Source organism: Pseudocitrobacter sp. RIT415 (assembly GCF_003057695.2).
In the GTDB taxonomy this organism is placed as follows: Bacteria; Pseudomonadota; Gammaproteobacteria; order Enterobacterales; family Enterobacteriaceae; genus Pseudocitrobacter; species Pseudocitrobacter faecalis.
In genome coordinates, this window is the sequence record NZ_QBJC02000003.1 from 241,322 (window position 1) to 253,792 (window position 12,471).

The 12,471-nt window shown below is 54.6% G+C and carries 12 protein-coding genes; 7 read left to right on the forward strand and 5 right to left on the reverse strand.

From position 1 onward, the window contains the following. Positions 1-13: 13 nt before the first annotated feature. The 3 genes from cpdA to parE are packed head-to-tail and all read left to right on the forward strand — an operon-like array spanning position 14 to position 3,339. The gene (cpdA, locus tag DBY68_RS05275; protein WP_108475098.1) at positions 14-841 is read left to right on the forward strand and encodes a 3',5'-cyclic-AMP phosphodiesterase; all 828 of its coding nucleotides are present in this window, start codon (positions 14-16) and stop codon (positions 839-841) included. Beyond that, entirely contained in the window at positions 841-1,416 is a 576-nt protein-coding gene (gene yqiA / locus DBY68_RS05280; protein WP_108475099.1) for an esterase YqiA, read from the forward strand. The genes cpdA and yqiA overlap by 1 nt, the downstream gene beginning before the upstream one ends. Before the next feature lie 27 nt (positions 1,417-1,443). Beyond that, positions 1,444-3,339, forward strand: coding sequence for a DNA topoisomerase IV subunit B (gene parE / locus DBY68_RS05285; protein ID WP_108475100.1), 1,896 nt, complete (start codon positions 1,444-1,446; stop codon positions 3,337-3,339). Between the two features lie 32 nt (positions 3,340-3,371). Here parE and DBY68_RS05290 read toward each other — a convergent pair whose 3' ends face one another. Further along, positions 3,372-4,217 (reverse strand): AraC family transcriptional regulator, encoded by an 846-nt coding sequence (locus DBY68_RS05290; protein ID WP_108475101.1) that lies wholly within the window; start codon positions 4,215-4,217, stop codon positions 3,372-3,374. 178 nt (positions 4,218-4,395) lie between these two features. On the opposite strand from DBY68_RS05290, the gene DBY68_RS05295 reads away from it, so the two are divergent. The 3 genes from DBY68_RS05295 (at position 4,396) to DBY68_RS05305 (ending at position 8,759) form a co-directional block, all read left to right on the forward strand. Further along, on the forward strand, positions 4,396-6,207 hold the full coding sequence (locus DBY68_RS05295; protein WP_233503876.1) for a DUF2264 domain-containing protein: 1,812 nt from the start codon (positions 4,396-4,398) through the stop codon (positions 6,205-6,207). 61 nt (positions 6,208-6,268) lie between these two features. Then, the gene (locus DBY68_RS05300) at positions 6,269-7,537 is read left to right on the forward strand and encodes an oligosaccharide MFS transporter (RefSeq protein ID WP_108475103.1); all 1,269 of its coding nucleotides are present in this window, start codon (positions 6,269-6,271) and stop codon (positions 7,535-7,537) included. A 31-nt stretch (positions 7,538-7,568) separates the two neighbouring features. Next, positions 7,569-8,759, forward strand: coding sequence for a glycoside hydrolase family 88 protein (locus tag DBY68_RS05305; RefSeq protein ID WP_108475104.1), 1,191 nt, complete (start codon positions 7,569-7,571; stop codon positions 8,757-8,759). Between the two features lie 88 nt (positions 8,760-8,847). On the opposite strand, the gene DBY68_RS05310 is transcribed toward DBY68_RS05305, so the two are convergent. From DBY68_RS05310 to qseB, 4 genes are all read right to left on the reverse strand, one after another. Beyond that, a complete protein-coding gene (locus DBY68_RS05310) occupies positions 8,848-9,162 on the reverse strand; it encodes a putative quinol monooxygenase (protein WP_108475105.1) in 315 nt (104 codons plus the stop codon). Between the two features lie 30 nt (positions 9,163-9,192). After that, the gene (locus DBY68_RS05315) at positions 9,193-9,774 is read right to left on the reverse strand and encodes an NAD(P)H-dependent oxidoreductase (RefSeq protein ID WP_015962981.1); all 582 of its coding nucleotides are present in this window, start codon (positions 9,772-9,774) and stop codon (positions 9,193-9,195) included. 106 nt (positions 9,775-9,880) lie between these two features. After that, positions 9,881-11,230 carry a quorum sensing histidine kinase QseC gene (gene qseC / locus DBY68_RS05320; protein ID WP_108475106.1) on the reverse strand — a complete coding sequence of 450 codons (1,350 nt, stop codon included), beginning with the start codon at positions 11,228-11,230 and terminating at the stop codon, positions 9,881-9,883. After that, positions 11,227-11,886 (reverse strand): quorum sensing response regulator transcription factor QseB, encoded by a 660-nt coding sequence (gene qseB / locus DBY68_RS05325; protein WP_108475107.1) that lies wholly within the window; start codon positions 11,884-11,886, stop codon positions 11,227-11,229. Before qseB ends, qseC begins: the two co-directional genes overlap by 4 nt. 153 nt (positions 11,887-12,039) lie before the next feature. Here qseB and DBY68_RS05330 point away from each other — a divergent pair, with 153 nt between their 5' ends. Beyond that, complete coding sequence (locus DBY68_RS05330) at positions 12,040-12,432, forward strand: YgiW/YdeI family stress tolerance OB fold protein (protein ID WP_108475147.1); 393 nt, start codon at positions 12,040-12,042, stop codon at positions 12,430-12,432. Positions 12,433-12,471: the final 39 nt, after the last annotated feature.

Genomic DNA, 12,471 nt, shown 5'->3' on the forward strand with positions numbered 1-12,471 from the left:
CTAAGGACACCATTTGGAAAGCCTGTTAAACCTTCCGCTGGCTGGTGGGGCCAGTGTCAGGTTACTGCAAATTACTGATACTCACCTGTTCGCTAAAAAAAGTGAAACGCTGTTAGGCGTGAATACCTGGGACAGTTATCACGCCGTGCTTGAGGCAATCAACGCCTCGCAGCGTGAAGTGGATCTGGTGGTCGCGACTGGCGACTTAGCGCAGGATCACACCTCCGCGGCCTATCAGCACTTCGCTGAAGGCATCGCGCGATTTTCTGCGCCCTGCGTTTGGCTGCCGGGCAACCATGACTTCCAACCCGCCATGTACAGCACGCTACAGGATGCAGGGATCTCCCCGGCCAAGCGTGTGATGGTGGGGGAGCACTGGCAAATCCTGCTGCTCGACAGCCAGGTCTTTGGCGTGCCGCACGGCGAACTGAGCGAATTTCAACTGGAGTGGCTGGAAAAACGGCTGGCAGAAGCGCCGGAACGTCACACGCTGCTGCTGTTGCACCATCATCCATTGCCTGCGGGCTGTAGCTGGCTCGATCAGCACAGTTTGCGCAATGCCGCGTCGCTGGATAACGTGCTGGTGAATTTCCCGAAGGTGAAAAATCTGCTCTGCGGCCACATTCACCAGGAGCTGGATCTCGACTGGAATGGCCGTCGGATGATGGCGACACCGTCTACTTGTGTGCAGTTTAAACCCCATTGCGCCAACTTTACGCTGGATACGATTTCGCCGGGCTGGCGCTGGCTGGAACTGCATGCCGATGGCTCGCTGACCACCGAAGTTTGCCGCCTTGCCGGGTCGGAGTTTCACCCGGATACCGCGTCAGAAGGATACTGATGGCTACGCTTCTCTACCTGCATGGGTTTAACAGCTCACCCTGGTCTGCCAAAGCGACGGCGTTGAAAACGTGGCTGGCGGAGCACTATCCGGATATCACCATGGTGATCCCCCAGTTGCCGTCCTATCCTGCTGACGCCGCAGAAATGCTGGAGGCGCTGGTGTTAAAGCACGGGGGCGAACCGCTGGGTGTGGTCGGCTCCTCGTTAGGCGGCTATTATGCGACCTGGCTGTCGCAGTGTTTCATGTTGCCCGCTGTGGTGGTGAACCCGGCGATACGCCCGTATGAGTTGCTAACGAACTTCCTCGGTCCGAACGAGAATCCCTACACCGGTGAGCATTATGTGCTAGAGTCTCGCCATATTTACGATCTCAAAGTGATGCGAATTGACCCGCTGGAAGCGCCGGATCTCATCTGGCTATTGCAGCAAACGGGCGATGAAGTGCTTGATTACCGCCAGGCCGTTGACTATTTCGCCTCCTGCCGCCAAACGGTAGAGGAGGGCGGTAATCACGCATTTGTTGGTTTTGAAGATCATTTCACACAGATTATCGACTTTCTGGGGCTGCATTAAGCCGCTCCCATTACCTACGAACAGATCATGACACAATCTTCTTATAACGCTGATGCCATTGAGGTACTCACCGGGCTTGAGCCGGTTCGCCGCCGTCCGGGAATGTACACGGATACCACACGCCCTAACCATCTCGGTCAGGAAGTGATCGATAACAGCGTCGATGAAGCGCTGGCGGGCCACGCAAAACGTGTCGAAGTCATTCTTCATGCTGACCAGTCGCTGGAAGTCATCGATGACGGGCGCGGCATGCCGGTCGACATTCACCCGGAAGAGGGGGTACCGGCGGTCGAGCTGATTCTGTGCCGCCTGCACGCGGGCGGTAAGTTTTCTAACAAAAACTACCAGTTCTCCGGTGGCCTGCACGGCGTGGGGATTTCGGTGGTTAACGCCTTGTCCAAACGTGTGGAAGTAAACGTGCGTCGCGACGGGCAGGTTTACAGCATTGCCTTTGAAAATGGCGATAAAGTGGAAGACCTGCACGTAACCGGTACCTGCGGTAAACGCAATACCGGCACCAGCGTCCACTTCTGGCCAGACGAAAGCTTCTTCGATACTCCGCGCTTCTCCGTTTCACGTCTCAACCACGTGCTGAAAGCGAAAGCGGTGCTTTGCCCTGGTGTGGAAATTGTCTTTAAGGACAAAGTGAATAACACCGAGCAGAGCTGGCGTTATGAAGATGGCTTGACAGATTATCTGAAAGAAGCGGTGAACGGCTTGCCGACGCTGCCGGAACAGCCGTTTGTCGGGACGTTCTCCGGTGAAACGGAAGCGGTTGACTGGGCGCTGCTGTGGCTGCCGGAAGGCGGTGAACTGCTTGCTGAAAGCTACGTTAACCTGATCCCGACCATGCAGGGCGGTACGCACGTTAATGGTCTGCGTCAGGGCCTGCTCGACGCGATGCGCGAATTCTGTGAATACCGCAATATTCTGCCGCGCGGCGTGAAGCTGACGGCAGAGGATATCTGGGAACGCTGCGCCTACGTGTTGTCGGTGAAAATGCAGGATCCGCAATTTGCCGGCCAGACCAAAGAGCGTCTCTCTTCCCGCCAGTGTGCCGCATTTGTTTCCGGCGTGGTGAAAGATGCGTTTTCCCTGTGGCTGAACCAGAACGTTCAGGCCGCAGAAATGCTGGCCGAAATGGCAATTTCCAGCGCCCAGCGCCGTATGCGCGCGGCGAAAAAAGTGGTGCGTAAAAAACTGACCAGTGGCCCGGCGCTGCCCGGCAAACTGGCAGATTGCACCGCACAAGATCTCAATCGTACCGAACTGTTCCTCGTGGAAGGGGATTCTGCAGGCGGATCAGCCAAACAGGCGCGCGATCGTGAATATCAGGCGATCATGCCGTTGAAAGGGAAGATCCTTAACACCTGGGAAGTTTCATCGGATGAAGTGCTGGCCTCGCAGGAAGTACACGATATTTCCGTGGCGATCGGCATCGATCCGGACAGCGACGATCTCAGCCAGCTGCGTTACGGCAAGATCTGTATCCTCGCGGATGCGGATTCTGATGGTCTGCACATCGCGACGCTGCTGTGCGCGCTGTTTGTGAAGCACTTCCGCTCGGTAGTTAAGCAGGGGCACGTATACGTGGCGCTGCCGCCGCTCTACCGCATCGATCTCGGCAAAGAAGTCTATTACGCCCTGACCGAAGAAGAGAAAGCGGGCGTGCTGGAACAGCTTAAGCGCAAGAAAGGGAAACCGAACGTTCAGCGCTTTAAAGGGCTGGGTGAAATGAACCCGATGCAGTTGCGCGAAACCACGCTGGATCCGAACACGCGCCGTCTGGTACAGCTGGTGATTGATGATGAAGATGAACAGCAAACCAACGCCATGATGGACATGCTGCTGGCCAAGAAGCGTTCGGAAGACCGCCGCAACTGGTTGCAGGAAAAAGGCGATATGGCGGATATTGAAGCCTGATTAAGACCCTCTCTGCGGAGAGGGTTTTCATATCACTGATGATTCTTACGATACTGCAACGGCGTCTCACCGATGCCTTTCTTAAACGAGCTGATGAACCATGTGGTATCGGCAAAACCGACCTGGCTTGCCACCTCAGCCACACTGATTGTGCTGTGCAGCAGTAATTCGCAGGCTCGTCGTAACCGTATTGTATTCAAATAGTTATGAATATATTCCCCGGTCTCGACATGAAAGCGCCGTGAAAGATAGCTGCGTGATTTGCCGAGATCCTGCGCCAGTTTATCGAGACTGAATTTTTGCTGATAGTTCTCTTCAATCCAGAACATAACCGGGCTGGCGATGCCGCGGTTATCTTCCGGCATTTTTTCCTGCACCGGCGGCAGCATATGCAAAAGCGTCATCAACAGAGTGGTGACATGCTCCGCGCTTAGCCCTGAAGTGGCAAGCCCGGCGTAGAGAGTAAACAGATAATCGACGTGAACATGTGCGTCGGCAAGGTCGGCAACAAAGGCGGGGCCAGCGCGCTGAGACAGCATTTGCAGACGGCTACGCGCATCGGGAAAGTCGCGCAGCAGGCGAAGAATCGCATGCTGATCGAGATGAATTATCGTGCGGCGGTAGCTGTCCTGAGCCTGTTCATCCACCCTCACTTTGTGCAGCGTAAACGGCGGGAAGAAAAACAGCCGCCCCGGACGCATGGTGTACTGGCGATTATCGACAATCACCACGCCGAACCCCTCCTCGACGTACAGCACTTCCAGACACTGATGCCAGTGGTGATAGCGCACGCTGTTGGCGTACAGACGGCTGAACGATGCCACCTTGTCGTTCAGTGTGATCAGCTCCAGATGTTCCGAATTTAATGTTGTACTCATAGCAACAGAATTAAATTTTTACGTAATAATCCCCACAACTAAACCACCGTTTTAAATTTTATCAAGTCGCGGTTTATTTATTCATATCAGTTGTGACCGGGTTAACACTTCACCGCACGCCTGACTCTCTATGCTTGTACCACTTTCGGGGATGGCTAAGCAGAGGATTCTGGCGGTGATGGAAAAATCAAATTCATTGTCTTCACGTGAAGAGGTGGTGACCGCGCTCACGAGCATGTTGAGTGCGCTGGATAAACAGTTTCCCGTCGGTGCGGCGCAATTCTCGTTGGGTGATACCTGTGCGCATTACAGTGTGGATATTGCCGAAATGGAAGGGCTGTCACGCGCGCTGTGGGGCCTGTTTCCGCTGCTGGCGGGAGGGGCAGAAGTGCCATTCAGCGATAAATATTTCACCGCCATTAAGCGCGGCACCGACCCACATAGCCCGGCGTACTGGGGCGAAACGGGCCCGTACGATCAGCGTCTGGTCGAGATGGCGGCCTATGGCCTTGGGTTGGCGCTGTTACAGGGCCGTTTCGCCGATCATTTCAGCGCCGCTGAGCTGAATAACCTGCACCGCTGGTTGGATCAAATCACCGATTCACAAATGCCGGACAGCAACTGGAACTACTTTGCCATCATGGTACAACTGGGCTTTAAGCGCGCTGGTCTGCCTTACGATCGCCTGGCTGTCGATAAGCGCTTCGCGATGATGGAAGCCTACTATCTGGGCGATGGCTGGTACTCGGATGGCCCCGGGCGGCCCAAAGATTATTACATCTCAATGGCGTTCCATTTCTATGGATTGATCTACGCCACGCTTAACGGCAGCGACGATCCGCTGCGTGCGGCAACTCTCCGCGAACGCGCCACGCTGTTTGCCCGCGACTTCATCTATCTCAGCGCCGCCGATGGCGCTTGTGTACCGTTTGGCCGCAGCCTGACCTACCGTATTGCGATGGTCGCCTTCTGGAGCGGCGTGGCCTTCGCCGGGCTGGATGTCTTCTCGCCGGGCGTGGTGAAGGGCATCATTCTGCGTCATCTGCGCTGGTGGCTGGAAAAACCGATTTTCGATCGCGACGGTATTTTGACCCTCGGTTTTGCCTACCCGAATCTGGCGATGTGCGAGGATTACAACTCACCGGGTTCGCCATACTGGGCGCTGAAGGTCTTTTTGATTCTGGCGCTTGCGGCGGATCATCCGTTCTGGCTGGCGGAAGAACTGCCATTGCCCACGCTGGACGATGTTCATGTGATTGCCCCCGCGCAGCAGGTTTTGCAGCACAGCGAACATTCGCAGCACGTTGTGATGCTCACTTCCGGCCAGCTGGAGCTGAACAACTATGTGAACACCGACGCTAAGTACACCAAATTCGCTTACTCCAGCCGTTTTGGTTTCACCATCGAGCGCGGGCGTTATGGCATTAAACATGCGGCCAGCGACTCCATGCTGCTGCTTGCCGAGAACGATAACCACTGGCGTGGACGTCGGGAGTGCGAAAGCGTTGAGGTGCAGGAGAATACAATCGTTTCACGCTGGTCGCCCTGGCGAGACGTGCATGTCACCACCTGGCTTATCCCGGCGGGGGAGTGGCACGTGCGCGTACATCGTCTGGATACCGCACGTTATTTGCAAAGTGCTGAGGGCGGTTTCGCGGTGATGAAGGCCGATGCGCAGCAGGGGGAAGGCCGGTGTCAGATTACCGCGCGTAATGGCGTCAGCGTGATTGCCGATCTTTCGCCAACGCTTTCGCGCCAGAGTGATGCGGTCGTGACGCCGCCGAATAGCAGCATTATGTTCGCCGAATGTGCGTCGATTCCGCTACTCACTGCCGACCTGACCCCGGGTGAACACTGGCTCTGTTGTGCGGTGGCTGCCAGCGGCGACGTTAAGAAAAAATATCACCAGCCGCCACGGTTGGTTATTGAAAAAAATACGCTCAGGGTAATGGGTGCCTTAGACAAACAATATGCCGCTCTGAGTTTTTAATTTTCCGGGCGCAAGCCCGGAATACTCTCTGTTGACCCTATATGCTTTCGTCGAGGATGGTATGGAAAAGTTATCGTCTCAAAACAGGCTTGAATATTACAAAATAAGTACTTTTATCTTTCTCTACTTTTTTACCTGGTCCGCCAGTATTGGTTTATTCGCTATATGGCTAGGGCAAAAAGCCAATTTAAGCGGTACGGTGATAGGGACTGTTTTTGCGGTGAACGGTATCTTTGCCGTCATCCTGAAACCAATTTACGGTTATATTCTCGATAAAATTGGCATGAGTAAATGCCTGCTCTATTTTGTCGTTGCGGTCTCAGCCCTGATGGCACCATTTTTTATTTATGTCTACCAGCCGCTACTGCTGTCGCACACCATGCTGGGGATTATTGTCGGTGCGATTTATCTGAGCTTCGCCTGGTACGCGGGAGTAGCGGCCTGTGAATCCTATGCAGACCGTTACAGCCGCTTAAACGGCATGGAGTTCGGCCAGATTCGTATGTGGGGATCGCTCGGTTGGGCGGTGGCATCTTCCTTCTCAGGCCTGCTGTTTAACATCTCGCCCGCCTGGAACTTTATTATGGGCAGCGTGACGTCGATTATCATGCTGGTGGTACTGATTAGCCTGAAAGTGAACACTAACTCCGTATATGCAGGCGAGGTACTGACCAAAGACAAAATCGCCCTGGCTGATGTCTATGCCCTGCTGCGAAGTGGCAAGTTCTGGGCCTTCTGTATGTATGTCGCTGGCGTGGCGTGGATGATGTTTATCGCCGAGCAGCAGTTCTCGCGCTACTTCGTCACCTTCTTCGAGGATGTTCATCAGGGCAACGCGATATTTGGTTATCTCGGCACCGTACAGTCGGGTATCGAATTCCTGATGTATATGTTTATCCCGCTGGTAGTGAATTATATCGGTGCCAAACGAGGCTTATTAATCGTCGGCGCCGTGGTCGGTGCACGTCTGATTGTTTCCGGTCTGTGCGATTCCCATCTGCTTATTTCCGTACTGAAACCGCTTTATGGTCTGGAAATCTGTTTGCTGCTGGTGTCGGTATTTAAATATATCGCTGAGCATTTTGATAAACGCGTCAATGCGACCATGTACCTGCTTGGCTACCAGGCGATGTTATATGTTGGCAACGTCGTCGTTTCTTCACCTGCGGGTATTCTTTATGACCGCATAGGTTTTGAAAAAACGTACATCCTGATGGGCTCAATCGCCCTGCTGTTTACTGTTATCTCGGCATTTACCTTATCCGCCTGTCGTACCCAACGCAACCGCGCCGTGGCGCTGAATGTGGCTGAAAACAATGCGGGTAAATAATCCTGAACCGAAGAGTAATAAGGACACGAAAATGCACAAATCCGTCGTTGAGGAAACATTACCGGAATTTCCGGGCGCGCCAGTGAACATGGACGCGTTTAACGATGAAATGGGGGCTGCGCGACAGCACGTACTCACACTGATTCGCCGTCATATGGCTGAGTTTGGTGAAAAATTTCCGGCGGAGACCTGTGAAAAAGGATTTTACCCGCTGACGGAAAACGTCGAATGGACCACCAGTTTCTGGACCGGCCAACTGTGGCTCGCTTGGGAGATGAGCGGTGATGAGGCTTTCCGCACGCTGGCGGAAAAACATGTGCGCTCGTTTGGCCTGCGCATTGCCGGGCGACATGACACCAACACGCACGATCTTGGTTTTTTGTATACGCTCTCCTGCGTGGCCGCCTGGCGTCTGACGGGAAATCGTGATGCACGCGGTTTCTCACTACTGGCCGCCGAAGCGCTGCTGGAACGTTTTCATCGCAAAGCCGAGATCATTCAGGCATGGGGCGATCTCAAGGATCCCGAGCAGGCCGGGCGCATGATCATCGACTGCACCATGAACCTGCCGCTGCTTTACTGGGCCAGCGAACAAACCGGTGACCCGCGTTTTGCTGATGCAGCGAAAGCGCATGTGCGCCAGTCGGCGAAATATCTGGTGCGCGACGATGCATCGACCTACCACACCTACTATATGGATGTGCAGACCGGCGCGCCGCGTTTTGGCAATACGCAGCAGGGCTACGCGGATGACTCCTGCTGGTCGCGCGGGCAGGCGTGGGGCATCTACGGTTTTATGCTGAGTTACCTCTACACCGGTGACAGAGAACTGATTAGCCTGTCGAAAAAGCTGGCGAACTACTTTCTCAATCGTCTGCCGGAGGATGCCGTATGCCACTGGGATCTGGCGTTGCAGGGGACGGATGCCTTACGTGATTCCTCTTCGGCGGCGATTGCAGTTTGCGGCCTGCTGGAGTTGGTGAAATCTCTGCCGGTCACCGATCCGGATCGCGCGCGTTATCAGCAATGGGCGATGGGGATGATGTCGTCGCTGACGAAGCATTATCTGGCGGGGTTAGACGAGCCGGGTAACGGCCTGCTGAAACACTCGGTCTACCATTTAGCCGGGAACAAGGGCGTGGATGAGTGCAGTAGCTGGGGGGATTATTTCTATGTGGAAGCGCTGGTGCGCATGACACAGAGCTGGAAATTGTACTGGTGAGTCATTGCCCGGTGGCGCTGCGCTTCCCGGGCCAACATTATCATGTTGCCGGGGACGCTTTCGTGCCACCCGGCAAAACACTGGAACGTTAAACGCCCGCTTCCAGGATACGAATAGACATATCCAGCACGTCGTTTTTCACCGCTTCACTGTAGGCTTTCATATGCGGGGTCTGCAGGTGCGCTTCAAGATGCGCGATGCTTTCCCACTGCTCAACCATCACGATAGAGTCGGGTGACGTGGTCTGGAAGCTCACGCCTGCGGCATGGTCAACCATCGGCGCGTAGCCGTGGCAGCCTTCTTCCTGCAAAACGGTCGGGATGATTTTCGCAAACTGATCCAGAACCGCCTGACGATGGTGTTGGCCCGGACGTGTACGAATCTCTGCAATAACTGTCAACATAGTAAACTCCTTCTTAATCCAGCTTCCCAGTTAAGCAAAAATTTTACCAAGATGCTCGCGGTATTCTGCAATATAACGTGGAACGTCAGGCATTTTGATAACGTCGTTGGCGATAAAGGTCGGCAGCGCTTCCATTCCCAGGAACTGGTTGGCTTTGTGGAACGGCAGATAAACACCGTCTACGCCCACGCCATGGAAGAACTGTTCTTTATCGGTGAACGCTTCCATCGGCGCGTTCCAGGTCAGGGAAAGCATATAGGTTTTGCCCTGAATCAGACCACCGGAGCCATATTTTTTGCTGGCATCGGAACGGGTGCGGCCATCGCTGGCATACAGCGAACCGTGGCCTTCGGTGAACACGTCATCGATATATTTTTTCACGGTCCACGGTGCGCCCATCCACCAGCCCGGCATCTGCCAGATAACGGAGTCGGCCCACAGAAAGTTTTGGACTTCGGCCTTCACGTCGTAATCGCTGTCGGCGCGCACAACTTTAACATCATGCCCGGCGTCGCGCAGGAAGCTTTCCGCGACCTCGGTCATGGTGTCGTTCAGTTGACCGTTAGAGTGGCCGAATTTTTTTCCGCCGTTAATAATCAGTATGTTGCTCATTTTTTGTCCTCGATGAAAAGCGTTTGGCTATCATAATACTCCTCCGGACGAAGCGTGAATATGAGCAAAATGTGCAAAGTCTTTTGCTCCAGAAGCAATAATCTTATTACCAGCGCACCCGCGCTTCAAACCCACCTTCAGGAATATTGTCAAAATTCACCGTCATCCCGTGCAGAGATGCAATGCGCCGCACAATCGACAATCCCAGCCCGCTGCCCGTTTGTTCCTGGCCTGGCGGGCGATAAAAACGCTCGCCCATTCGCGCCAGCGCATCCGGTGACACGCCTGGCCCGTTATCGCGCACGGTAAAACCGTCTTGCTCCAGCGTCACGTCGATAACACTGCCTGATGGACTGTAGCGCACGGCGTTATCCAGCAGATTACGCACCAGCAGGCTCAGCAGCAGCGGCTGGGCGGTGCGGGCGATGTTGAGTGCGTTGAGGTGCAAGCGCACTTCGATTCCCGCACGCTGGGCGCTGTGATAAATATCCATCACCGCGGATTGCAGCAACTCTTCCAGTTGGACGGTCTGTACATCCGCCAGGTTATCAAGCGAGTCGAGGCGGGAAAGAGTGAGCAGTTGCTCCACCAGACGGGTGGCGCGGTCGATCCCTTCATGCAACTGCGATAAGGCTTTCTCGCGCGCGTCAGCATCATCCTGTGAGAGCTGTGCCACTTCGGTTTGTACTTTCAGTGCGGTTAACGGGCTGCGCAGTTCATGGGCGGCGTCAGAGGTAAAACGTCGCTCGCGGATCATCATTTCGTGGGTTCGATGGAAGAGGTGATTGAGGGCGTCTACCAGCGGACGCACCTCATTCGGCACGCCCCGTGTATCAAGCGACGTATCATCTTCCGGCGAGCGGCGGCGCAGGGTGAGCGTCAGTTTTTTCAGTGGGCGTAGTTCACTGCTAAGCAGCAGGATCAACAGTAAAAACATCACCGGCAGCGCAACCAGCCACGGCGTAAGCTGCGACGTGATGATATCCAGCGCCATCTCTTCGCGATACTCCCACTCCTGGCCGACCACGATGCGGTATTTTTTATCGGCGGTGGTTAGCCACAGAAAACGCCAGCGATCGTCGTCATTGATTAAGTTGCCATCGTCAAACCCTTCCCGGCGATAGCTATAAGGGATAAACGGGCCATTTTCGCCGTCATGCATCACCATTCTGCCGTCAATCGCGTATACCGCGAAGGCCAGCACGTCTTCGTCAAGGTGACCGTGTTTAACCTTCTTCGGCGCGCGGATAAACTGCTGCGAACTACGCACGTCGGTAAAATCCATTGCACTGATGCGCTTGGCGAAGAGCATTTGCTGGGTATCGAAGAGTTTATCCAGCTTATTGGTGGTTTGATGCCAGGCCACCAGGCTGGCGCAGAGCCATGCGGCGGCGGAAAGCAGCATAAACAGCAGCGTCAGGCGGACGCGCAGGCTGAGGCGGGGAAACAGTTTCACTGTGCCCCCAGGGTATAACCGATGCCGTGTACAGTGCGGATAAACTCGCTGCCCAGTTTGCGGCGCAGATGATGCACGTGCACTTCCACGGCGTTGCTGGTGACGTCATCATCCCAGCTGTAGAGCTTTTCTTCTATCAGCTTGCGCGGCAGCACGCGCCCGCTGTTGCGCAGCAGCAACTCCAGCAGGGCGAACTCTTTCGGTTTTAGGGCGAGAGGGTCGCCGTTAAGCGTGGCGGTGAGTTTACCCGGATCGAGCGTCACCGCACCGTGGCGCAGTTCATTGCTGGGCTGCCCGTGTGCGCGACGAATTAAGGCTTCCAGCCTGGCGGCGACTTCAATCAGCGCAAAGGGCTTACATAAGTAGTCATCCGCACCCAGGCGAAGCCCTTCAACGCGTTGGCTGAGCGCATCGCGCGCAGTGAGGATGAGAACCGGCTCATGATGCGATTTTTCTCGCCAGGCGCGCAGAATATCCAGTCCATCAATGCCAGGCAGCGTGAGGTCGAGGATCACGGCGTCATACGGCGCGCTGTCGAGGGCTATTTTTCCTTCTTCGCCCCGGGTAAACCAGTCAACCGTAAAGCCCATTTTGCCAAGGCCGGTCTTTAACCCGTCGCCAATCAGCTTGTCATCTTCCACCAGTAAAATTCGCATCTTGCCTTCCTTGCCTCTCCGCTTGAATAAAGCCAGTAAACCCTTATCAGACCTGCGCTGTACAGTAAAAAAATGAATATTTTTACCTTAAGAAGTCGTTAAGCATTATCCTGTTTAATGGCTTTCGTAATGAAATTTAAGGGAGAAAATATCATGAAGAAATTTGCTGCAATGGCCGCCGTCCTGGCGCTGATCGCTACCCCGGTTCTGGCTAACACTCAGGGTGGTTTTTCCGGCCCGGGCTCAACGTCAACACAAAGCGGCGGCTTCGTTGGCCCGGATGGCACTGCAACCACCGTTGCTAATGCGAAAACCCTGCGCGATGACACCTGGGTTACGCTGAAAGGGACTATCGTTGAGCGTATCTCTGACGATCTCTATACCTTTAAAGATGAGACCGGCACTATCAACGTTGATATCGACGACAAACGCTGGAATGGCCTGACGGTGACGCCGCAGGATAAAGTTGAAATTCGCGGTGAAGTGGATAAAGACTGGAACTCGGTTGAAATCGACGTTAAACAGATTCAGAAACTGAAACCGTAATCAGAAAGCGCCAGCGGCCTGTCTTGTCGTTGGCGCGTT

What these genes read in the sequence shown, in the direction of transcription:
- DBY68_RS05290 (WP_108475101.1), bottom strand. Translation starts at nt 4,217, where the DNA reads ATGAGTACAACATTAAATTCGGAACATCTGGAGCTGATCACACTGAAC.
- DBY68_RS05295 (WP_233503876.1), top strand. Translation starts at nt 4,396, where the DNA reads ATGGAAAAATCAAATTCATTGTCTTCACGTGAAGAGGTGGTGACCGCG.
- DBY68_RS05305 (WP_108475104.1), top strand. Translation starts at nt 7,569, where the DNA reads ATGCACAAATCCGTCGTTGAGGAAACATTACCGGAATTTCCGGGCGCG.
- yqiA (WP_108475099.1), top strand. Translation starts at nt 841, where the DNA reads ATGGCTACGCTTCTCTACCTGCATGGGTTTAACAGCTCACCCTGGTCT.
- parE (WP_108475100.1), top strand. Translation starts at nt 1,444, where the DNA reads ATGACACAATCTTCTTATAACGCTGATGCCATTGAGGTACTCACCGGG.
- DBY68_RS05315 (WP_015962981.1), bottom strand. Translation starts at nt 9,774, where the DNA reads ATGAGCAACATACTGATTATTAACGGCGGAAAAAAATTCGGCCACTCT.
- DBY68_RS05300 (WP_108475103.1), top strand. Translation starts at nt 6,269, where the DNA reads ATGGAAAAGTTATCGTCTCAAAACAGGCTTGAATATTACAAAATAAGT.
- DBY68_RS05330 (WP_108475147.1), top strand. Translation starts at nt 12,040, where the DNA reads ATGAAGAAATTTGCTGCAATGGCCGCCGTCCTGGCGCTGATCGCTACC.
- DBY68_RS05310 (WP_108475105.1), bottom strand. Translation starts at nt 9,162, where the DNA reads ATGTTGACAGTTATTGCAGAGATTCGTACACGTCCGGGCCAACACCAT.
- qseB (WP_108475107.1), bottom strand. Translation starts at nt 11,886, where the DNA reads ATGCGAATTTTACTGGTGGAAGATGACAAGCTGATTGGCGACGGGTTA.